General features: G+C 58.5%; 17 protein-coding genes. 10 read left to right on the top strand and 7 right to left on the bottom strand.

Annotated features, from left to right (window positions below; translation table 11 throughout):
* Nucleotides 1–89: 89 nt before the first annotated feature.
* Entirely contained in the window at nucleotides 90–332 is a 243-nt protein-coding gene (locus Mal65_RS03210) for a hypothetical protein (RefSeq protein ID WP_145293598.1), read from the top strand.
* 75 nt (nucleotides 333–407) lie between these two features.
* Here the strand turns inward: Mal65_RS03210 and Mal65_RS03205 are convergent, their stop codons facing one another.
* On the bottom strand, nucleotides 408–683 hold the full coding sequence (locus Mal65_RS03205; RefSeq protein WP_165701035.1) for a Trm112 family protein: 276 nt from the start codon (nucleotides 681–683) through the stop codon (nucleotides 408–410).
* A gap of 137 nt (nucleotides 684–820) precedes the next feature.
* Between Mal65_RS03205 and Mal65_RS03200 the strand changes: the two genes are divergently transcribed.
* Complete coding sequence (locus Mal65_RS03200) at nucleotides 821–1,666, top strand: hypothetical protein (protein WP_145293594.1); 846 nt, start codon at nucleotides 821–823, stop codon at nucleotides 1,664–1,666.
* Between the two features lie 111 nt (nucleotides 1,667–1,777).
* Here the strand turns inward: Mal65_RS03200 and Mal65_RS03195 are convergent, their stop codons facing one another.
* Both Mal65_RS03195 and Mal65_RS03190 read right to left on the bottom strand, forming a co-directional pair.
* Entirely contained in the window at nucleotides 1,778–3,436 is a 1,659-nt protein-coding gene (locus Mal65_RS03195) for an FAD-dependent oxidoreductase (RefSeq protein WP_145293592.1), read from the bottom strand.
* A 178-nt stretch (nucleotides 3,437–3,614) separates the two neighbouring features.
* Nucleotides 3,615–3,986 (bottom strand): ArsR/SmtB family transcription factor, encoded by a 372-nt coding sequence (locus Mal65_RS03190; protein ID WP_145293590.1) that lies wholly within the window; start codon nucleotides 3,984–3,986, stop codon nucleotides 3,615–3,617.
* A gap of 342 nt (nucleotides 3,987–4,328) precedes the next feature.
* On the opposite strand from Mal65_RS03190, the gene Mal65_RS03185 reads away from it, so the two are divergent.
* Together Mal65_RS03185 and Mal65_RS03180 are read left to right on the top strand one after the other, a co-directional pair.
* Nucleotides 4,329–5,237 carry a universal stress protein gene (locus Mal65_RS03185; protein ID WP_145293588.1) on the top strand — a complete coding sequence of 303 codons (909 nt, stop codon included), beginning with the start codon at nucleotides 4,329–4,331 and terminating at the stop codon, nucleotides 5,235–5,237.
* Between the two features lie 36 nt (nucleotides 5,238–5,273).
* Nucleotides 5,274–6,902, top strand: a complete 1,629-nt coding sequence (locus tag Mal65_RS03180) for a bifunctional aminoglycoside phosphotransferase/ATP-binding protein (protein WP_145293586.1) — start codon at nucleotides 5,274–5,276, stop codon at nucleotides 6,900–6,902.
* Between the two features lie 25 nt (nucleotides 6,903–6,927).
* Here the strand turns inward: Mal65_RS03180 and Mal65_RS03175 are convergent, their stop codons facing one another.
* The 3 genes from Mal65_RS03175 to Mal65_RS03165 form a co-directional block, all read right to left on the bottom strand.
* The gene (locus tag Mal65_RS03175; RefSeq protein WP_145293584.1) at nucleotides 6,928–7,425 is read right to left on the bottom strand and encodes a methyltransferase family protein; all 498 of its coding nucleotides are present in this window, start codon (nucleotides 7,423–7,425) and stop codon (nucleotides 6,928–6,930) included.
* On the bottom strand, nucleotides 7,422–8,819 hold the full coding sequence (locus tag Mal65_RS03170) for a sigma-54-dependent transcriptional regulator (RefSeq protein ID WP_196784523.1): 1,398 nt from the start codon (nucleotides 8,817–8,819) through the stop codon (nucleotides 7,422–7,424). The genes Mal65_RS03175 and Mal65_RS03170 overlap by 4 nt, the downstream gene beginning before the upstream one ends.
* A 466-nt stretch (nucleotides 8,820–9,285) precedes the next feature.
* The gene (locus tag Mal65_RS03165; RefSeq protein WP_196784522.1) at nucleotides 9,286–9,609 is read right to left on the bottom strand and encodes a DUF4404 family protein; all 324 of its coding nucleotides are present in this window, start codon (nucleotides 9,607–9,609) and stop codon (nucleotides 9,286–9,288) included.
* Nucleotides 9,610–9,892: 283 nt separating this feature from the next.
* Between Mal65_RS03165 and Mal65_RS03160 the strand changes: the two genes are divergently transcribed.
* From Mal65_RS03160 to Mal65_RS03145, 4 genes are all read left to right on the top strand, one after another.
* The gene (locus Mal65_RS03160; protein ID WP_165701034.1) at nucleotides 9,893–13,417 is read left to right on the top strand and encodes a PSD1 and planctomycete cytochrome C domain-containing protein; all 3,525 of its coding nucleotides are present in this window, start codon (nucleotides 9,893–9,895) and stop codon (nucleotides 13,415–13,417) included.
* A 100-nt stretch (nucleotides 13,418–13,517) separates the two neighbouring features.
* On the top strand, nucleotides 13,518–14,996 hold the full coding sequence (locus tag Mal65_RS03155) for a DUF1501 domain-containing protein (protein ID WP_145293578.1): 1,479 nt from the start codon (nucleotides 13,518–13,520) through the stop codon (nucleotides 14,994–14,996).
* 326 nt (nucleotides 14,997–15,322) lie between these two features.
* Entirely contained in the window at nucleotides 15,323–16,090 is a 768-nt protein-coding gene (locus Mal65_RS03150; protein ID WP_165701033.1) for an exopolysaccharide biosynthesis protein, read from the top strand.
* Between the two features lie 119 nt (nucleotides 16,091–16,209).
* Nucleotides 16,210–17,535: an acyltransferase family protein gene (locus tag Mal65_RS03145; RefSeq protein ID WP_145293574.1), complete on the top strand. Its 1,326-nt coding sequence runs from the start codon at nucleotides 16,210–16,212 to the stop codon at nucleotides 17,533–17,535.
* Nucleotides 17,536–17,538: 3 nt separating this feature from the next.
* On the opposite strand, the gene Mal65_RS03140 is transcribed toward Mal65_RS03145, so the two are convergent.
* Nucleotides 17,539–19,956: a DUF4159 domain-containing protein gene (locus Mal65_RS03140; protein ID WP_165701032.1), complete on the bottom strand. Its 2,418-nt coding sequence runs from the start codon at nucleotides 19,954–19,956 to the stop codon at nucleotides 17,539–17,541.
* A 121-nt stretch (nucleotides 19,957–20,077) separates the two neighbouring features.
* On the opposite strand from Mal65_RS03140, the gene Mal65_RS03135 reads away from it, so the two are divergent.
* Both Mal65_RS03135 and Mal65_RS03130 read left to right on the top strand, forming a co-directional pair.
* Nucleotides 20,078–21,076 carry an AAA family ATPase gene (locus Mal65_RS03135; RefSeq protein ID WP_145304594.1) on the top strand — a complete coding sequence of 333 codons (999 nt, stop codon included), beginning with the start codon at nucleotides 20,078–20,080 and terminating at the stop codon, nucleotides 21,074–21,076.
* An 82-nt stretch (nucleotides 21,077–21,158) separates the two neighbouring features.
* Entirely contained in the window at nucleotides 21,159–22,046 is an 888-nt protein-coding gene (locus tag Mal65_RS03130) for a DUF58 domain-containing protein (protein ID WP_145293570.1), read from the top strand.
* The last annotated feature ends 1 nt before the right edge of the window (nucleotide 22,047 follow it).

Raw genomic sequence — 22,047 nt, 5'->3', positions numbered from 1 at the left:
CGGAAAAAGAGGAAGCCCCGGGAGTTCATCCGCCGACACGCGGGACCCTTTTCCGCGATACTGATTCATCCGATGAATGAGGTCACGACATGTCGCAATCGCCGCTCATCGTTATCGATGACAAGCACGTCCCCCTGTACCGGATCGTTTGGGTCAGCGACGTGCCACACTTTTGCGGCGAAGACGACTGTACCCGTGAAGGCGAATACGAAATCCGTCTGGACGTCGACGATTCGTTGTGGACCAATGCATCCGGTCGCGATCAAGTTATCGCCGCATTGGCCGCTTGGTGCGGCGATCCGGGCAGCGACGAAGGTCCGGACTGGTCATAGACGGCTTTCGCGGCGACCGCCATCCGACCGATTGAGTCGCGGCGGGCTTCGTGCCAGTGCTAGTGATCCCCTGTGTCAGTTTCCCAAGTCGGCCCCACCTTCGTCGGGCAATCGAATCGCCTCATCGGGCACCAGGGCGGGAATGCCGTCGCGGACCGGATAGATCACCGGTCTTCCGGTCGGTCGCAACCCAGCCTCGATTGGTTCGCTGACGGCTTGATCGGCGGTGTTAAAAAGCCGTTTTTCTTCGATCCATTGATTGATCTGCCCCAACAAATCGGGGGGCACCAATTCGAGCTGGCTGCCGTCGACGGGGCACCGCAACATTGCGACGAAATCCGCATCAATCATTTTTTTTACTGCGTTGAGAGTCTGATCTCGGCCGATGCTTCAATCCGAGCGGTGCCGGTTTGATCCGGTTACGGTCAGGTCACAATCGTGAAACACCGCTGTCTTTTCAAACACATCGAACACGGCGAGGACCAGCCATGAAGCATCGGATTCTATCCCGCGTTTCGACGGTCGCCAGCGGTCGTCATTGCCCGGCTCTGCTGCCACGAACCTTGTTGACCGCAGGCATCCTGTGTGGGGTCGCAAGCAACGCCACCGCCCAGCAAGCGTCATCGGGGCTGTACACCGACCCGACCACCGGAATCGGCTATGCCCCGGTCAAGAAGACGATCGAACGACCGGTCCAAGAAACTCGCATGGTTTCACGCCAGCAAACCACCTATGCGCCTCGGACGGTCACCGAGACGCGACCGACCACTCGGACCACTCTGTATCCGGTGACGCGAACCGTCCTGGAACCCTACTACGCCAACCGTTGGAATCCTTTCGCCAAGCCGTCGCTGGCCTATCGATTCAAGCCTCAGGTTCACTGGCAGACGCAAACCGACGTTGTCAATCAAACAACGACCCGGACCGAGTACGTTGCGGAAACCAAGACCGTCCAGGTTCCCGAAACCGTTCACCGAATCGTTCGCGAAGAACGCGTCGATTATGAACCGGTGGGTCAAGTCACCCGTCCAGCCGCGTCGACAACCAGTTCGGACTTGGCCGCACGATTGCGACCGCTGGGTTCGGGCGAGCGGATCGTTCCGTTCGGATCGGCATCCGCCAACTTGGCCCGATCCACCAACGCACCGCGTTTGTCATCAACCACGGTCGCCGGTACCACGCCGGTCGGATCGACTGCTGACAACCGATCGATCAGCCAAGCCGGCCAACCGGCCACCACCTTGGCACCACGCACCAGCGGATACGGCCTGGCGGCTCCGCCGGCCGCCGGTGTCGGCATCGCCACCATGCCAGCGGCGACGTTGATGCGATAGTTTCCAAAAATTCGTCAAGAAACAGTCACCTGAAACGCGCAAAACGATGCACCGGATCAACTCCGATGCATCGTTTTGTCGTTATACAACTGGCGATATGACTTGGACGGCTTAGGCGACCGGCACTTGTTCACCGTGGTGCTGGACCCATGTCTTGTATCCACCGCTCAGATTCTTCACGTCGAAACCACGCTGCATCAAAATGCGACTGGCCATGTAGCCACGCAGCCCGACTTGGCAATACGTGACGACACGTCGATCTCGCGGGATTTCATCCAGCCGGTCCCGCAGTTCTTCCAGCGGAACATTGACCGCGTCGGGCAGATGCCCCTTGGCAAATTCGCCGGGTGTGCGGACATCGATCCGGAATTCTTCGACCGGCATCGCGTCGGCGATCGATTCGACGTGCACGACGGGGTGATCCCCTCGCACAACGCCGGATGCGACAAAGCCGGCCATATTGACCGGATCCTTTGCGTGCCCGTACTGGGGGGCGTAACAGAGTTCAACTTCCTCCAGATCCTCCACCGTCCAACCGGCTTGGATGGCGGTCGCGATCACATCGATCCGTTTATCGACGCCCGCACCGCCGACGGCCTGAGCCCCCAAAACCAGCCCCGAATCGGGATCGAACAACAACTTCAACGTCATCCCCTGGGCGCCCGGATAGTACCCGGCATGGTCAGTCGGATGAACATAGATCTTTTGATACGGAGTGCCCGCACGTTTCAGAAGCTTTTCGCTTTGCCCCGTCATGGCGGCGGTTCGGTCGAACACACCCACGACGGCGGTTCCCTGCGTTCCACGAAACGTCGACGCCCGACCGAAGATGTGATCGGCGGCGATTCGGCCTTGCCGATTGGCGGGGCCGGCCAACGGAATTTGGGTCGGCAAACCGGTCACCACGTCGGTCACTTGGGCGACATCCCCGACGGCATAGACATCGGGATCATTGGTTTGCATTTGCGCGTTGGTAACGATGCCGCCACGGGGGCCACATTCGATACCGGCATCGGCCGCCAACCGACTTTCCGGACGCACGCCGATCGCCAAAACGACGAAACTGGCGTCAATGGATCCGCCGGATTTCAAGTGGACCGTCACGCCGCCGTCGCGGTCCTGGAACCGATCGGCCGAATCGTTCAACTGCAACGTGACACCGTGACCGCGCAAATGATCGTGCAGGCCATTGACCATTTCCTTGTCCCAGGGCGGCAATATCTGGTCGCCGAGTTCGACGACGGTGACGTCCCAACCGCGGCGGACCAAGTTTTCGGCGACTTCGATGCCGATGAACCCCGCCCCCACAACGACCGCTTTTCCGGATTGTCCGATCGCGGCGGCATGCATCGCGTCGGCATCCTTGAGGTCACGTAATTCCATCACGCGTGGGTGATCAATGCCGTCCAAGTCAGGGCGGAAGGGAGCCGCGCCGGTCGAAACGATCAGCTTGTCATAACTTTCTTGATACGTCGTTCCGTCACGCAGATCTTTCACATCCACCGTCTTGTTCGCACGATCGATTTTCGTGACTTCGCTGCGAACCCGAACATCCAATCGGTAGCGTCCGTGCAAACGTTCGATCGGGGCGACCAACAACTTGTCACGCGATTGAATTTCGCCGCCCACGTAGTATGGCAGTCCGCAATTGGCAAACGACGGTGCTTCGCCACGTTCGATGATGACGATTTCGCTGTCTTCGCTAAGGCGTCGTGCCCGTGCGGCGGCCGAGGCGCCGCCGGCGACACCGCCGATGATGACGATCTTCATGGATCCGATTTCTCCTGTATTCAAACCATTGGTGATGGAAAGCGTCGTCGCGGCGGCGGCCCGAACATCACCCACGTTCCGGCCGTCATGCTGTGGGCATCTCACGTCAGCTCGTAAGGTGACGAATGGTCGTTGCCCGAAGATCGCCCACACGCCGGTGGGTCCGACCGCGACACATTTAGCGAATGAATCGTCCTTCGATGCACGCCATCAATTGTTCCAGATGGGGTTCGGCCACTTGGTAATAGACTCGGCGGCCTTCGCGTTGGCTGGTCAAAAAGCCGCATCGCTGCAGCAGCCGCAAATGTTCGCTTGCGACATTGTCGGGAATCTGGCAATCGGCGGCCAATTCGCCGACGGTGAATCTGCCGTGCAGCAACAACTGGACGATGCGCAGACGCACCGGATGGGCCAAAGTCTTCAGGCATTCCGCCGCCTCGGTCAGCATTTCGACGCTGCCCTTGGGCTTGCCGCTGTTCTTCGGTTTGGCGTTTTTTGCCGCGCCGGCTTTTGCTTGTCCCGTCTTCGGCTTGGCTGTACGTGTGGTCATCAGCGTGCTCTCGGTGTCTTGTGTGGATACCTCCAAAGTATCGTCAGCTTACGACATTATGAATGTCCTTTTTGCTCCCGCGATCCGCCAACGGTCTTCCGCTGCGGCGGTCGGACGCACCCGCCGGGCTGATCCCAAACGCGCGCGGCGACCTTGGGTGTGCGATAATGAGCCATGCAGACGAGCTGAAAGGACACAAAAGATCGCCTGTTTGGGTTTTCGAGGGATCGGCATCCCGATTGCCCATTGTTTCGCTGCGGTGTCGCTGTGCCACGACCGACGGCTTAGCGGCAGCGCGTCCCACGGTCGAACGTGTTCCACACCATTGGAAAGGCCCCAGTCATGAAGCGCATCGTGATCGCCACCGACGGATCGGCCAACGCCGAAGAAGCGGCCTGGCTGCTGTCGCATCTGCCCCACCGTGACCGTTTGGAAATCACGATTGCCACCGTGATTCATCCGCCAAGCTACAGCTATCGCGCCCAACCGGTCGAAAGCTGGCTGGAGGACCTGTTGAAGCGTGAACGCGACGCGGCCGAACAATCGGCGGCTCGTATTCGAGACATGTTCGAGGGCGCCAACGTATCGATCGACCATGTCGCACCGCGAGGTTCGGCGGGTCCGGAAATCGTCCGCATCGCCGAGCAAACCAATGCCGACTTGGTGGTCATCGGCGCGCGAGGCCACAGCACGGTCAGCCGAATCATGCTGGGCAGCACCAGCGATTACGTGGCCACTCATGCGCCCTGCAGCGTCCTGGTTGTCCGTCCCACGGGGCTGGCAAAGCAACCACGCCAAGTCCGCATCACGGTGGGTTACGAAGACAGCGGGCCGGCCTGCGCCGCGATCGAAGAACTGCGTGACACCCACTGGGGCAAAGCAGCCGACGTCTCGTTGGTCAGTGTGGTGCCTTACTGGCCGGGAATGTATGGCGAATTGGAACCCGATCCAGAACTTTCCGGCAGAGCGACCGAGCACCTGACCGAACTGGCGTCGGAACTGGCACCCCATGTCGCCAAAGCGTCCTGTCACGTGATCGAAGGCCAACACATCGGCGAAGCTTTGGTGCGTTTTGCCGAAGACGAGCGATCCGACCTGGTAGTCGCCGGGGAAACCCCGCGCGGTCTGTTGGGGCGTTTGCTGATGGGCAGCGTGTCACGCTATGTCTTGCGGCACGCCCCGTGCAGCGTTTGGATCACTCGCAACCGGATGATCGAAGGCTTGAAGTCATCGTCCAGCAATAGCGAATGATTCATCCGGCATCCGCCCGAATCATCGGTCCTCATCATGCCCGATATCGCTAATAGCAACTCGTCTCTGCCCCTGCGCGGTCACCAGCCCTTGCAGCGTGCACTTCGCGACCCGTCGGCTTTTCCAGACCACGCCGACGGGCCGGTGGAGGTTCACGAGACCCATATTTCTTGGGTCTTCCTGGTCGGCAGCCATGCCTACAAAGTCAAGAAACCGATACGCACCGATTTCTTGGACTACACAACGCTGGCCAAGCGAAAGTTTTTCTGCGAGGAAGAACTACGGCTGAACCGTCGCTTCGCCCCGCAACTGTATCTGGATGTCGTACCCATCCGACGCCACGGAACGTCCCTACGGGTGGAAACTCCGCACCGGGCGTCCACCGCGAACCGAGGCGATCCCACCGTCGGTGAAGTCGTTGATTATGCCGTTCGCATGGTCCGTTTTCCCGACAATTCACTTCTGAATGCGCAACTTGCCCGCGGTTTGGTTCACGATGCGACGGTACAAGCACTGGCCAAGGTGATCGCCCAGTTTCACCGGTCCGCCCAACGGGTAACCGCCGAATTTGCCGGCAGCCCGCCGAATCAGGTCTTGTCGACTTTTGAACGAAACTTGGATGCACTGGCGGAAGTCCCGCACGACAGGGCACAACAGAATCTGGACGCTCTGGTATCGTGGATGCACCGCTTCGTTGATTTGCACGGGGATGTCTTTGCGGAACGATTCCGTCAGGGCTTCGTGCGTGAATGTCACGGCGATTTACACTTGGCCAACTTGATTCACTGGCGTGGACAACTGACGCCGTTTGACGGCATCGAATTCTGCAAAGCGTTTCGCTGCATCGATGTGTTGTGTGACGCCGCATTTGTGGCCATGGATTTCGCCGCACGCGGGCGAATGGACTTCTGTCGCGCGTTTGCTAACGATTATCTGGACCGCACCGGCGATCATGAATCGCTGCACCTGTTGCGCTGGTACTTGATTGACCGGGCGTTGGTACGAGCAAAAGTCGCCTGGATCCGCAGTCGCCAACAACGGGTCACCGACAGCGAGAGACACGAGGCGCTGAACGACTGTGTGAATCACATCGACTTGGCCGAACAGTTTTCTCGTCCCACCGACCGTCGGCTTTGGATCACCCACGGTTTCAGCGGCAGCGGCAAGTCGACGCTCAGCCGTAACGTCGTCAAGCGGTGTGGCGCGATTCGAATTCGCAGCGACGTGGAACGAAAACGGCACTTTGGATTGCAAGCCGAAGACCGACCGTCCGACGAAGTCGCCCGTCGCATGTATAGCGCTCAGGGTGATCGCATCACCTACAATGCACTATTCCAATTGGCGGAAACCATCTTGAATCATGGAGATTCGGTGGTCGTCGATGCCACGTTCCTGCGACGAGCGTGCCGAATGCGATTCCTGGAATTGGCTGAACGCACCGGTGCGCACTTCGGCATCCTGGACTGCCAAGTGGACGATGAAAGTTTACGGCAACGTTTGCAACGCCGATCAGCGCATTCATCGTCGGGCGCATCCGATGCGGACCTGTCGGTGTTGGATCATCAACAGCGTCATCACGACCCATTGGACGAATCGGAACTGTACCACGTGGTTCAAGTTCCCGATGACCGACGATCGGGCTGTGCAGAATGCCTTACCGGCTGATTTTTCGACATCGCATCCGCCGTGATCAGCGTCTGAATGCCGAACCCGTCGCTGGAATTATCCTTGGCAAGAAACGCCCGGTGCGTGACCGATAGTCGCGATAGGTTTCAAATCGTTGCATCAGAGCATTTTCTTCGATCGACGACTTGCTCCAGAGGACGCCCAGCAAACACACCCACGACACGAATCGCCAGGGCTGCCAATCAAATGGCAGTTGTGCCAGCGTGAACAACAGCAAACCGGCATACATCGGATGCCGTACCCAACGATAAGGCCCAGCCATCGTTAAAACCGTCTGTTGCCCGGGCGTGGGGTGAATCCGAAGACGCCGAAGTCCAATCGCCAGCCAAGCAGTGATGGCGACGACGATTCCTGGCACCATCAAAATCAACATCCACGCGTCCGGTGGTGACCACCGTGATGACAGAACCAACGCCGCAGCCAAGACCATCTGGGCGGTGACCAACACCCATCCCGCACGAGCCGTCTTGATGACTTCAGACGGATCCAGCGGCGGATTCACTGAACAACGTCATCGGTTGCCGGAACGGCATCGCCTTCATAACGGTGCAACAAGCGATACAGTTTTCGTCGGTGGATGCCCAGCATGCGTGCCGTTTTCGCCTTGTTGCCGTTGCACGCCGACAGCACGTCCAACACATGCGTCTTGGTCAGTTCATCGATCGTCAGCGGCGTTCGACCTTCTTGCATGCCGGCTTGGTCCAGGATTGAACGTGGGGTGGCCGTAACGACTTGGCATTCGGCGTCACCGGTACAGTCGGCGACATCGTGGGTCAGATCATCCAGCGTGATTTCTTGCCCGTTGGCCAGGATCATCGCCCGTTCCAACACGTTGATCAGTTGCCGAATGTTACCCGGCCAGTGATAGGCGTTCATGGCTTGTCGGGCCAAGACGTCGACGTGCCAGTCATCGGGCAACAGATGATCGATCAACACATCGATATCGCCGACGCGATCACGCAGCGGTGGCAATCGCAGCGACAACACGTTGATTCGATAATAAAGATCACGCCGGAATCGTCCCTGTTCGACTTCGTCTTCCAAATCACGATTGGTGGCGGCAATCACGCGGACATTGACGACGCGTTCTTTATGGCAACCGATCCGCCGCATCGAACCGTCTTCCAAGACACGCAACAGCTTGGGTTGCAACGATGGCGGCAATTCGCCGATTTCATCGATGAACAGCGTCCCGCCGTCGGCGATTTCAAACAGGCCAGGCTTATCGGCTGTCGCACCGGTAAACGATCCCTTCAAGTGACCGAACAATTCGCTTTCGACCAACTGTTCGGGAAGGGCGGCGCAGTTGATGGTGACGAACGGCCGTTCGGCGACGTGACTGTGCTTTTGAATCAAGCGGGCGACGACTTCCTTGCCGGTGCCACTTTCACCTTCGATCAGCACCGGTTTATCGGTTGGAGCGACCTTTTCAATCATCCGTTTCACTGAGGCGATCGGGGCCGAATGGCCGACCAAACGCGCCGCCGGTCGTTGTCGTGACATCACGGCTTTCAAGTTCTGGTTTTCGCGTCGCAAAACAGCTCGGTCGTGGGCAACATGGCAGTGGTGTTCCAATTCACCTAACGCACAGGGCTTGGTCAGATAATCACAGGCCCCCATTTGCATCGCCGCCACGGCAGACGAAATCGATCCCTGGCCCGTCAAGATGACGACTTCCAAATCCAGATCGTCTTGCCGGACCCGTTGCAGGAACTCCAACCCGGTCACACCCGGCATATCGATGTCGATCACGACCACGTCGTATCCGTGGCGTTCGCACAACTGCAGCGCTTCGACACCACACGTGGCCTGAGTTACGCGATGTCCCTTGTGCTGCATCCAACGTGCACAGCCTTGGCGAAAGTCATCGTCGTGGTCGACCAGCAGCAGCTTCATTAGTCGGTTGTCCATGGTTCCGATCACACATGGGGATGGTCCAGGCATTCACGGGCGATCCTGGGACCGGTCCCGCGGCCGGTGCCCTGCTGTCACACCGCGAGCGACGGGATACGAACCCGCGTGGAGATCGATCATAGGGCGACCGACGACACAACCGCCTTTCGTACGACGATGCAATTTCGGTCCGCTTTGATGCGCTCCGGTGCGCGACAATGGCACAAATGCATTCTACGAATTTGTGCCCGAAAATCGCGTTTAGAAACGTCGCATTCGACGATCGGGACATTATGACACAGGACGCTTGAAAAAGCGGACAAACTGTCCCACCTTCACCCGTCCCACCTTCACCCGTCGCACCATCGCCTTCGGGAATCGCAGGCAAGATCGGACGAAAGAAGCGATCGGAATGCGATCGGTCCGCCGGGCGATGTGCACCGCCGGACCGCGATGGTCACCTGAGAGGCTAGATGCCCATTTGCGACAGGATGTCGGCGACGCGACCGACACTGTTGGTCAGCGACGGGTGCTCGACCTGAAACTGCTCGGTCGCCTCTCGCAACCTTGACGCCAGGGTCTGGGAACTGACGTCCTCCCGATCCAGGCTTTGGCGGATTTCGGTCACCGCCTGCCGCAATCTTGCCCGCTGGTCCTGATCCAACGTCGCGGCGGACTCCAATTGGTGGTGCAGGTCGTCGAGTGTTTTTTCCAGTTCGGTCCGCATCTTGGGGCTGCCGATGGGGGTGAAGGGAGAGGCGAGCCTGCTGTATCGCGAAATAACACGAATCAACAGTCTCTGAATCCTCAAAATACCATCCACGAACCGCCGCGTCGCGACTTGGTAAGCGTTAGTTGTTAGCAAAGCAGTTCGATTCGGGCCGCGGGTGCGGTACAATGACGCGAACGCGGTTGCATCGCACCGCCCCGCCTTTCTGCCCGCCCCTTTCCGACGGTTCGTCGACACCATGCTGAATCCACGCGCGCGCCTCGCCGCCACTGCCGCAAACCCTGCAGCCGAACGTCCACCGTTCGCACGAAGTCGCAGAAGGCTGGCGGCTTGGACAGGAATACTGATGGCCTCAGTCATCGCTTCGCTGGCGGTCCCAGGGCCTGGGTTCGCCGACGGCCCGGACGGAAAGACCAGCGATGCCGATGATGTCGATTTCGCCCGCGATATCAAACCGATCCTGTCCGATCACTGTTTCGCCTGCCACGGCCCGGACGAACATGATCGCCAAGCCGGCATTCGCTTGGACACCGCCGATGGCATCTTCGATGTGGTCGACACCGACGAACCGGCCGACAGCCTGATGTTGGAAAGGATTCGCGAAAGTGATCCCGATCTGGTGATGCCACCGCCGGATTACCACAAACCATTGTCGGCTAAACAGAAAGACACGATCGAGCGTTGGATCGCCCAGGGCGCTACATTTGAACAGCACTGGTCCTTTCGACCGATCGACGACACAGTCCCCGCGAACGTCCAAAAGATTGCCGACGCCAAAGACCTTTCGATCATCGACGCCTTTGTCGAAGCATCGCTCCGGCGCATCGGTTTGTCATCCAATGACCAAGCCGACCCAGAAAGCCTGTTGCGTCGCGTCAGCTTGGATTTGACCGGTCTGCCGCCCGACGAAACGATCGCCGCGGAGTATTTAGCGGATCCATCCCTCGAAGGCTATCAACGACTGGTCGATCGCCTGATCGATTCGCCCGCGTATGGCGAACACATGGCCCGGTACTGGTTGGACGTCGTTCGATTTGCCGACACTCACGGCCTGCACTTGGACAACTATCGCGAAATGTGGCCTTATCGCGACTGGGTCATTCAAGCGTTCAACGACGACAAACGCTTCGACACCTTCATCACCGAACAATTGGCCGGCGATCTGTTGCCCGATCCCAGCATGGATCAATTGATCGCCAGCGGATTCAACCGCTTGAACGTGACCACGAACGAAGGCGGTTCGATTTATGACGAAGTTTTCGCACGCAACGTGATTGATCGGACCGACGCGTTCGGAACGGTCTTCTTGGGGCTGACCACCGGTTGTGCGGTCTGTCACGACCACAAGTTCGATCCGATTACCAGTAAAGACTTCTACAGCCTGTCGGCGTATTTCAACAGTCTGGACGGGTCGGCGATGGACAAGAACGTCAAGGATCCGGCACCGACCATCCAGGTCCCCAGCGAAGAACAGAAAGCCGAACAGCAACAATTGGCTCGTGACCTGCGCCAAGTTCGACAAGAAATGGACGGCCCCATCGCGTCGGTCGATGCGGACCAACGACGTTGGGAACGGTCGCTGCAATCCGATCCCGTGATTGCAGCCCCAACGATCAATAACGTTCATTCGAAGTCCGGCGTCGCGATGACGGTCGACGACGATGGCACCATTTCGCTGGACGAAGCCGCCGCCGATACCGACGTGGTCACGATCACTGCGACGGTTCCCGCCGACGCGGACTGGCAAACGCTGCATCTGCACTCGATCGCCGACGCAACGACGAATCGCGTGGGTGCGTCGCCCAACGGAAACGTCGTTCTTAGCGAAATCGATTTGCAGATTCGCCGTGGCGACGGGAATTGGGAACCACTGAAAATCCAATCGGCGACCGCGGATGTCGAACAGGCCGACGGTAAGTTTGCGGTCAGCTATGCCATCGACGGCGATATCAACACCGGCAATGCCGGCTGGGCGGTCGGTGGTCATCAAAGCGTCGGCGATCGCAATGCTTGGTTTACATTTTCGCCCATTCGCACCGGCCAGGACAAGACTCCGGTGCAACTGAAGGTTCGCCTGAGCTTTCTGTCGCAATACGAAAAACACCAATTTCAAACGATTCGATTAGCGCTGTCAGATCGTGGCGCGACCATCCCTGAAGACGATCGTGTCGTCGTCGGCCCGACGCATACCGTCGGGCCGTTTCAGCTGCAGCGTGCCGATCAGGGATATCAAGATAATTTCCCGATCGACCGCAAAGCGTTTGATGCCGACCGTGACGTCAACTACGGCGGACGCACGTATCGTTGGCAGCACCGCGGCGACCTGCCGGCGATCGCCATCAACCCGCCGGCCGAATCGACTGCTTCACCCGGTGTTCTGTTCATCCACCAGTCGATTCAATCACCCAAGGCCCAAAAGGTCCGGTTGATGTTGGGCGTTGACGGCGGCTTCCTTGTCTACCTGAACAACAAAGAAGTCGCGTCACGTCGTCAAGATCGCAAACTGGACCCGCTGGGTGACCAGTGGGAACTGAACCTCCGCAAAGGTGAAAACCACTTGCTGTTCCGTTTGGTACAGCATGATCGCCCGCTGCGTTGGAACTACGCCTTCGCCGGCCCCAGCGTCTCGGTCCCGGATCATGTCCACCAAATCGCAGCGACCGACCCGGCACAGCGGTCGGCGGAATTGACCAAAGCGATGCAGCGATACTTCCGCAGCGGTTTCTGTCAGCATCCCGACTGGATCGCCATCACGATGCAAGAACGGGCGATCCAAAAAGCCCAGACGGATTTAAACGAAGCGATCCCGACGACACTGGTTTGGAAAGAAACGAAGCAACCGCGTCAGGCGCACGTATTGAATCGCGGACAGTACGATTCGCCCGGTGAAAAAGTCGATCGCGCAGTGCCCGATTGGTTGCCCATCATCCCCGACGGCGCAAACAACGATCGCCTGGGGTTGGCTCGCTGGTTGACCCGCCCCGATCATCCGCTGACCGCTCGCGTCGCGGTGAACCGTTTTTGGCAACAACTGTTCGGGACCGGACTGGTCAAAACCAGCGAAGACTTTGGCAGCCAGGGTGAACCGCCCAGCCACCCGAAATTGCTGGACCACTTGGCCGCCGATTTCGTCCAATCTGGTTGGCAAGTCAAGCGACTGATGAAGCGATTGGTCATGACAGAAACTTATCGTCGATCCGCCAAAGCACAGCCGGAACACTTGGACGTCGATCCGAACAACCGGTTCTTCGCACGCGGTCCGCGGTTCCGTTTGGATGCGGAAGTCTTACGCGACCAAGCGTTGCACCTGGCCGGAATGTTGAACACGACCATGGGCGGCCCCAGCGTGAAGCCACCGCAACCGTCCGGACTGTGGTACGCGGTGGGCTACACCCGCAGCAACACCGCAAACTTCAAAGCCGACAGCGGACCGGACGTGTACCGGCGAAGCATCTATACGTTTTGGAAGCGGACCAGTCCGCCGCCGCAAATGTCGACGTTTGATGCCCCCAGTCGCGAATCGTGCACCGTTCGCCGGGAACGGACCAACACGCCCTTGCAAGCGTTGCTGATGATGAACGAGCCTCAGTACCTGGAATCTGCCAAGACGCTGGCCACACGCGTGATCGAACACCCCGAATTGTCCGACGATGCCGAACGTGCCGCTTGGCTGATGCGACATGTCTCCTTGCGACAACCGTCCGAATCGCAGGTCGATGAACTGGTGGTCTTGCTGAATGATCTGCGAAACTACTACGCCGAAAATCCGACAACCGCCGCAAAATTGTCCGGCGATTCGTCCGCCCAGCATGCCGCATGGACGGTTGTCTGTAGCACCGTGATGAACCTGGACCAAGTCGTTTGCAAATAGGCGTCGACGGCAAGATTCCCGAACGTCGGCCGCCACACCACGATACCTCCACTTTCCTGCCGGACTGTTACCGCCGGCTTCACTTGGCGATCAATCCTTCATGAACGATCTGATCAACGAACTGTCACGTCGCGCCTTTTTGCGTCGCGGATCCGTCGGGCTGGGTGCCGCGGCACTTGCAACGTTGGAAGCCAACGCGGCGACACCGAACCCGTCGTCTAGCGGCACCAATCCCCATGCATCGAGTGGACGGATCGGTGGGTTGCCCGAATTGCCACACCATGCGCCCAAAGCCAAGCGTGCGATCTATCTGTTCATGTCTGGTGCCCCCAGTCAAATGGACATGTGGGACCACAAACCCAAGATGGCCGAATGGTTCGACAAAGACTTGCCCGAATCCATCCGCCAGGGGCAACGTTTGACCACGATGACCAGTGGCCAAGCCCGGTTTCCGATCGCACCCAGCATCTACAAATTCGCGCCGCAGGGCCAAAACGGCACGATGGTCAGCGAATTGTTGCCGCACATGTCCAAGAAGGTCGATGACATCGCGTTGATCAAATCGATGCACACCGAAGCGATCAATCACGACCCGGCAATTACGTACATTTGCACCGGAGACCAGTTGCCCGGCAAAGCCAGCTTGGGTTCATGGCTTAGTTATGGACTGGGAACCGAGAACGAAAACTTGCCCGCGTTCTTGGTGATGACGGCATCGTGGACCGGTCGTAAAGAAGCCCAAGCCCTTTACAACCGATTGTGGGGCAGCGGTTTTCTGCCCAGCAAGTACCAGGGGGTCGCACTACGCAGCCAAGGTGACCCGGTTCTGTATCTAAGCAACCCCGACGGCATTGATCCGGTGGTTCGTCGACGAATGCTTGATTCGCTGGGCCGCTTGAACCAACACACCGCACAGCAATGGGGCGACCCAGAAACCCGTGCCAGAATCGCGCAATACGAAATGGCCTTCCGAATGCAAACCAGCGTTCCGGAATTGGCCGACCTGAGCGACGAACCCCAACACGTTCTGGACTTGTATGGCCCCGAAGTCACCAAACCAGGCACCTATGCCAATTGCTGTTTGATGGCCCGCCGGATGGCCGAACGTGGCGTCCGGTTCACACAGATTTTCCATCGCGGATGGGACCAACACGGCAATCTGCCCAAGGACTTGCCGAACCAGTGTCGTGACACCGACCAACCGTCGGCGGGTTTGCTGACCGATCTAAAGCAACGTGGCTTGCTGGACGACACGCTGGTCGTCTGGGGCGGCGAATTCGGCAGGACGATCTATTGTCAGGGCAAACTGACCAACGAAACGTACGGTCGTGACCATCACCCCAAATGCTTCACCGTCTGGTTGGCCGGCGCGGGCATCCAGCCCGGTGCGGTTCACGGTGAAACTGACGAATTCAGCTACAACGTCGTCAAAGACCCGGTTCACATCCGTGACTTGAACGCGACGATTTTGAATCAAATGGGCATCGACCACGAACGATTCACGTTCCCCTTCCAAGGGCTGGACCAGCGACTGACCGGCGTGGAACCATCGCGCGTTGTGGACGAAATCTTGACGTGACGGCGATTCAGTTGCGTGGCGGTCGACAATCCAAATCGTTTGATGGGTGAAGCGGCCCGAGCGATTTGCGGCATAGCGGTTGCTAATCCATTCCGCTGCACGCGGACGTCCCGCGTGTTTGCCGTCGTTGGTGATCGCGATGATCGATTGTCGATCGCGCTGTGCGAATACACATCAGCGGGTTAGGGCCGAACGCCAAGTCCCCTTTCCAGGTCCGCCGGTGGTTGCCGCCCCATCAGTCCCGACGGCTGCATCTGCACTTTGCCGCTTCGACGCCATTCCTATTGATGGTCGAAACGGTGGCCTTCCCACGCCCGTTGCACGTCATGACCGTCGTTTCGCACCAAGACCACGCGCCCAAGCTTGCTCCCGAAGTGGGTCGGATGGGTGAAATCACACCCATGGGACGCATTGATGTCGGTGCGGTGCCACCTGAAGATTCGTCGACGGGTGGACGCCCCAACGGCGACGCCGGGGCCGCCCAAGACGATCAGGGTGGCGATGATGAGCAAGCGGTGCAATCCCTGGACGAACTGTTGGACCGAATTGATGATTTGGCTGAGGATCAATCACACGTTTCGATCGGCGACGTGATGGATTCACTGGGCTCCAAATCCTTCGGGCCGCTGTTGTTGGTGCCAGGGCTGTTGTTGATACCGCCGGGACCGGCCGACATCCCAGGCGTCCCGATTCTGCTGGCGATCTTTATCATCATCATCTCGGCACAACTGTTAATGAACCGAGATCATTTTTGGATCCCAGACTGGTTGGAGAACCGCAATGTCGGGTCCGACGGAGTATCAAAAGCCGTCGGCTGGCTGAGAAAGCCGGCACATTTCATGGATCAATATTCCCAGCCACGGCTGGAGTTCCTGGTCACACGCGGAGGCCAATACGCCACGGCGGCGATTTGCATCTTGATTTCGCTAACCACGCCGATCCTGTCGTTGATTCCGATGAGCAGCAGTTTGGCCGGTGCAGCGTTCGCTGCGTTTGGCTTGGCCTTACTGGCCCGCGACGGCGTGATCGCGTTGGTCGCATTTGCTTTTTCAATCGCCACCGTCGGGGTGATCGGATTCAGCGCGATGGGCTGATTCATCGGGGGGGGGCACAACGGCGAACCTAATACGACCGCATCGGGACGCGTCCCCAACGCGGACCGCCGATGGCTTGGTCTTGATTTTCGGGCGGGTCGTTTGGTACTGGCACCCGCATGAAGGTCCTATCCATCGATGCGTCTCGAAACGTCGATTCCGTCCCCTTCCGGTCCGCGGATCCTGGCACGGTTGCCGGAAAACCACGACACGGAGGATTGGAGCGTTTGCGCGTCATGGCAACGCTGGGCGTGGTCCTGCTTCACGCATGCGTTCCCTATCTGAAGCACCCGATGCCGGGACTGGCCTGGCCCGTTCGCGACACTCCAAGCGAGTGGCTGGACGTCACGTTTTGGGCCATCGAAGTCTTCATCATGCCGGTGTTCCTGGTGATGACCGGCATGTTCGCGTGGCAGACACTGCAGCGACGCGGTGCCGCCGACTTAATGCGGACGCGTTTGTCGCGATTGGGCAAGCCGTTCCTGTTCGGGATGATGGTGATTCTGCCGGCGGAGCTTTATATCTGGGTCGGCGGCTGGGTGTACGAGGGCTGGGTCGATGCGGTCAAACTGAAAAGCCTGAAGATTGATGGTGCACTGGGCAACAGCCTGTGGGGCACCAGTCACCTTTGGTTCTTGCTGTACGTGTTGTCTTACGTCGGCATCGTTGCCGGCATCGCAACGTGGATGCAGCGAAACCCCGCCGAAAAGCGGTATCGATTCATCCAACAACCGTTTGGCTCACGTGTCGCATTGATTCTTTTGGCGGGAATCGGAATCTGCACGCTGTGTTTTCGTCCGGAAGTGGTCTGGGGCTTTCAACATGATTTCTTGCCGGTCCCCAGTAAATGGATTTACAGCGGAACGTTCTTCTTGGGCGGCATGTGGATTGTCAGTCAAGACAAACGCTTGCACCGGATTCAGACGTTGACGCGGCCGCTGGTGATTACCGCCGTGATGTCGCTTGGTGCCGCGGTGGCCGTCGGCCGCTGGCATCTGGCCGGACACCAGCCCGACACGGCGATGTCCCAGGCATCGGGCATCTTGCTGGGGACCACCACCACGCTGGCCGCATGGGCCGTTAGCTTGGCAGCGATCGGCTTCTTTCAGGCACAAGAACGTCCGATATCGAAAAAAACACAGTACGTGGCAGCCGCGTCGTTCTGGATCTACCTGGTCCACCACCCCTTGTTGGGCCTGATGCACATCGACACCAAATTTCTGTTGCCGCAAGTTCCTTCGCTGGTGAAGGGAGTCTTCTGTTTCCTGGCCGCATTGTCGGTTTCCCTGCTGACCTACGAAGCGGTGGTCCGACAGTCCGCACTGGGACGTTGGCTGGGCATGACTTGGTCGCCAAAAACAGAAACATCCGGCACCGACAATGCCGACCCGGTGATCTTGAAACACCTGGAGACCGCGGCCACACCACGACGCCGGGCCGCATAAAGATCAATCGGCCGGCGGCTGTTGCATCGCATACAGCAACAAATTGGCAATGATGCGTGTCGCATCTTCGGTGCCATAGCCGGCACACTGAATCGAGTTCTGGCTTTCCAACGCACAGCTCAGATCCAACGGTGAAAAGAAGACGTTGTCGGCGGGCCCCACCCGCGCCGCTTCGATCATCGGAAATGTCGTTCGGGTCTGCACCGCAAACTGATTCGCATCTCGTTTCGGACGTCGAATCGTCACACGCCGCACATCGAATCCGCCATATCGGTTGGTCAACGCGGGATGATCCGGGGCAATCGCCGCCAGGGGTTCGTCCAAATCCAATTTGTCGATTTCGCGACGAAAGGCTTTCACGAATTCTTCCGCACCGCAAACCGCATTGGCGATCAAGTAACCGCCGCGATCCAAGTAAGTTTGAACCGCCTTTCGCTGTGCCGCTGTCCACTGAAAATCGGTTCTGCCGTGCACCCACAGTGCGGTGACGTCGCTCAGGGATCGATCATCCAACGTGATGGGATCGCCGACCGGGGCGACCGCGACAGGAAGCGTTTGCGACAGCAGTCCGACAGCGTTGGGCAATGCCCGGCGTGCGTCTTCGCCACCGGCCCCCAACGCCAGTTCGGCCAATTGCCACTGGCCCCGTTGCCGCGACGTTTCGGTGGATCCAGTCAGCAAAAAACGTTGCTGTAGTTTGTCTTGCAATTCACGTCCGGTCGCATAAGCGATCACGTTTTCGCCCACCGATACGGCGGCACTGATCTGTGAACGTGACGATTCGGACAACTGAGCTTGCCGAAACAGCAACCCCGACAACTCCCATCGACACGAAAGCGACTTGGGGACGAAAAAGATCGGCGTGCGACAGCAGGCCTGCACACCATAGATCCAGAAATCTTTCCCCAGCATTTCAGGATCCACTTTGCGTTGGGCATACCAGACTGGATGTTCGATCGGCAGCTTTTCAATTTTGGAATCCGGATACCACCGCGTCACCCAATCGGCGAACTGACGACGGAATCCTGCAGCATCACCGCATCCGTCGCCTTGTTCCGCTTCGAACAGGATCGTCCCTCCCTGATCGACGTATTCCCCCAATCGGTCCGCCAAGACATCACCACCGGCGATGGCTTGTCGACCACTGATGACCAGAACGGGGGCCTGCAACAAATCTGTCACGCGGGCATTCTCACCGCGAATCGTTTGCCAGGTCAGGTCTTTTCCCCAGTCCCGTTCGACGTGTCGAACCAACTGTCGTAGCGACTCAGGATGTCGGTTCCAAGCGGTTGCATCGGATGACGAATACTGCAACCGGCCGACGACCACCTGCCGTTTGCCTTTGCTTAAGAACAGCAACGCAAAGGAGGTCGCCACCAATGGTCGGTCTTCGCCATTGGTGCTGCCTCGCCAGAATCCTTGAAACGAATCTTGCAGACGCAGCAATCGATCGGCTCCTTCACGGTACCAATCATGCTGGCCGATAAAACGACGTCCTGACAAACGCCCCACGCGTTCGAGCGCGTACATGTAGTAGTAGTAACTTTGACCGCCCGCTTGCGGATTGCTTTGGGTCGAAAAATATCGTGCCAGCCATCCCAAACCACCTTGGACCGGATCGGCCGCTTCATCGTCGCCACCACAACATTGAATTTTGTCGCCTTGGATGCTGGAATTCGCGCCGGCCATACGGCCTTCGGTGATGATCAGCGAAGCGATTCCCGCACACGTCATGCTGCCCGTCACCGGCATAGCGTCGCGATATCGCCATCCGCCGTCGGGTTGCTGGGTCGCCAACCAGTAAGTTCTTGCTTTCGCGAAAACATCCTCGGGAACGCGAACACCCCGATCCACCGCGGCGGCCAGGGCCAACAATGCAAACTGGGAATTGGACGGATCGCCTCCGAATTCCTTTTGCTGGGTATAGGACCACAGCCCGCGATTGTTTTGCGCTTTCACAAGCCAATCGACGTTGCGCCGGATCCGTGGCAAGTCCTCCGCCGCACCGGCTTCACAGTACGCCAGCGTTTGCAGAGCGACTGGATAGGTCCGATCCGGTCGGTTTCGACGCAAATAGGCCAATGCGGACACCATCGCTGGATCATTCGGTGGAACGTCCGCGTTCAACAGCGCCAATGTACACAGCGCCGTCAGCCCACACGAATAGGACGGATATTCCGGCCAACCACCCGATTCGGTCTGCTGTTGTTTCAAGTATGCAACGCCACGATCGATGCTTCGTTGAACCGACACCGCATCAACGTCTTGACCAAGCGCCGCGTTCGGCACGATCACCACGGCCCACACGACCACGGCCCACCCGACCACGGCCCGCACGAACAGTGTCCGTCGCGACCGCGGTTTCGTATGATGCCGACGGGTGAAATACGACTTGATCGTGCCCGATCGGTTTGGTGTCATCGCCGAATCACAAAACCAAGAAGGGAATGTTGCGTCCATGAGTGATTCTAACGTGCCTGCGAGCCCGCCCCCCGCGCCGCCGGATCCACCACCGGCTGGCAAGGCACGCAACTTAGGCGATGTGCTGAAGGAATTCGCGGAACATCAACAGACGATGCGAAACGAATTGGCCAAAGTCATCATCGGCCAACAAGACACCATCGAACAATTGCTAGCCGCCATCTTTACGCGCGGCCACTGTTTGTTGGAAGGAGTCCCCGGGCTGGCGAAAACACTTTTGGTCAGCACCTTGGCCAACATCTTGGACGTGTCGTTCAAGCGAGTCCAGTTCACCCCCGACTTGATGCCCTCGGACATCACCGGCACGCAGGTCTTGGAGGAAGACGAAGCGGGACGTCGTAGCTTTCGTTTTGTTCAGGGCCCGATTTTCGCCAACATCTTGCTGGCCGACGAAATCAACCGAACCCCACCCAAAACCCAAGCCGCGCTGCTGGAAGCAATGCAGGAGCGGCAGGTCACGGTGGGCCGCGAATCCTATGCGTTGCCGGATCCGTTCTTTGCGATTGCCACCCAAAACCCGGTCGACCAGGAGGGGACGTATCCGTTGCCCGAGGCCCAGTTGGACCGGTTCATGTTCAAAATCCGGATCGACTATCCGACCGCGGCGGAAGAAGAACAGATCCTGACGGCCACCACACGCGGCGAATCACCGACGGTGAACAAAGTTTTGTCATCTCGCGCGATCCAGAACGTCCAGAAATTGGTCAACAGCATCGCCGTGAATCCGTTCACCGTTCGCTACGCATCGAACCTGGTTCGCGCCAGTCGCCCCAGCGATCCGACGGCGCCCGATTACGTCAAATCGCTGGTGGACTGGGGTGCCGGTCCCCGCGCGGGGCAAAATTTGATCGGCGGTGCCAAAGCAATTGCGGCGATGGATGGTCGATTCAGCATTGACGTTGCCGACATTCAAAGGATCGCATTGCCCGTGCTACGGCACCGAATCGCCACCAACTTTCAGGCACAAGCCGAAGGCGTCGATACGGATGAAATTGTGCGCCGCTTGATCAAAGACGTTGCCGTCCCCAAACCGCCACGCATGGCTGACAAAAACGCTTGACCACGTCACCCACGGGGCCCCGGATCACCATCATCGGCCCCCATCGGATTCGCCTTTTAACAACACAAAGCTTTCCAAACCGGTGACTGATTCACTGTCCCCCGAAACGCTTCAGCAAATCCAGCGGTTGGACCTGCGCGCGCGGATGATCGTACGTGGCTTTCTGCAGGGTCTGCACAGCAGCCCTCATCAAGGGTTTTCCGTCCAGTTCAGCGATCACCGACGCTACGATCCCGGCGACGATCCGAAACGTATCGATTGGTTGGCATACGCAAAGACCGACAAGTACTACGTCAAACGGTACGAAGCGGAAACCAATCTGACCGGATACTTGGTGTTGGATCTGTCCAAGTCGATGGGCTTCACGCATCGGCAGAGCATGACGAAGTTCGAGTATGCGACCTGCCTGGCGGCTTCGTTGGCCTACCTGATGACGATGCAACAAGACCCGGTCGGCCTAATGACATTCGCCGAAAAATTGAACGCGGTCTTGCCGGCCCGCAGCCGTCGCGGTCAAGTCGCCGACTGCTTGGCCGCATTGTCACGGTTGACCCCCGACGGTCAAACCGACATCGCCACGTGTGTGACTCAAGTCGCCGCGATGCTGAAACAACACACGTTGATCATGTTGTTTTCGGATCTGCTGGGGTCGCCCGAATCGACAATCGCGTCGCTGGCACAACTGCGGCACGCCGGACACGACGTGATCGTCTTTCATATCCTGGATGAAGCCGAAGTCCATTTCCCCTATCACGGTCAAATCGAGTTTGAAGACCCCGAAACGGGCGAAACGGTCAGCGTCGACGCGGACGCATTTCGTGCCGACTACATCGACCAGATCGAAGATTTTCGGCGTGAACACGAACGGGCCTGTCACCAGCTTCGCATCGACTATGTTCCCCTGGATACAAGCATGCCGTTCGACAAAGCCTTGACGGAATACCTGCAACAACGTCAATCACGGTTCTAAA

It is taken from the genome of Crateriforma conspicua (genome assembly GCF_007752935.1).
Lineage (GTDB): Bacteria > Planctomycetota > Planctomycetia > Pirellulales > Pirellulaceae > Crateriforma > Crateriforma conspicua.
This window is presented reverse-complemented; position numbering and strand designations above follow the sequence as displayed.

Bases quoted from the DNA above. Each gene is read 5' to 3' on its own strand.
- Mal65_RS03145 (WP_145293574.1), top strand. From the start codon at position 16,210: ATGAAGGTCCTATCCATCGATGCGTCTCGAAACGTCGATTCCGTCCCC.
- Mal65_RS03205 (WP_165701035.1), bottom strand. From the start codon at position 683: ATGATTGATGCGGATTTCGTCGCAATGTTGCGGTGCCCCGTCGACGGC.
- Mal65_RS03185 (WP_145293588.1), top strand. From the start codon at position 4,329: ATGAAGCGCATCGTGATCGCCACCGACGGATCGGCCAACGCCGAAGAA.
- Mal65_RS03150 (WP_165701033.1), top strand. From the start codon at position 15,323: ATGACCGTCGTTTCGCACCAAGACCACGCGCCCAAGCTTGCTCCCGAA.
- Mal65_RS03155 (WP_145293578.1), top strand. From the start codon at position 13,518: ATGAACGATCTGATCAACGAACTGTCACGTCGCGCCTTTTTGCGTCGC.
- Mal65_RS03170 (WP_196784523.1), bottom strand. From the start codon at position 8,819: ATGAAGCTGCTGCTGGTCGACCACGACGATGACTTTCGCCAAGGCTGT.
- Mal65_RS03195 (WP_145293592.1), bottom strand. From the start codon at position 3,436: ATGAAGATCGTCATCATCGGCGGTGTCGCCGGCGGCGCCTCGGCCGCC.
- Mal65_RS03140 (WP_165701032.1), bottom strand. From the start codon at position 19,956: ATGACACCAAACCGATCGGGCACGATCAAGTCGTATTTCACCCGTCGG.
- Mal65_RS03210 (WP_145293598.1), top strand. From the start codon at position 90: ATGTCGCAATCGCCGCTCATCGTTATCGATGACAAGCACGTCCCCCTG.
- Mal65_RS03200 (WP_145293594.1), top strand. From the start codon at position 821: ATGAAGCATCGGATTCTATCCCGCGTTTCGACGGTCGCCAGCGGTCGT.
- Mal65_RS03160 (WP_165701034.1), top strand. From the start codon at position 9,893: ATGGCCTCAGTCATCGCTTCGCTGGCGGTCCCAGGGCCTGGGTTCGCC.
- Mal65_RS03180 (WP_145293586.1), top strand. From the start codon at position 5,274: ATGCCCGATATCGCTAATAGCAACTCGTCTCTGCCCCTGCGCGGTCAC.
- Mal65_RS03190 (WP_145293590.1), bottom strand. From the start codon at position 3,986: ATGACCACACGTACAGCCAAGCCGAAGACGGGACAAGCAAAAGCCGGC.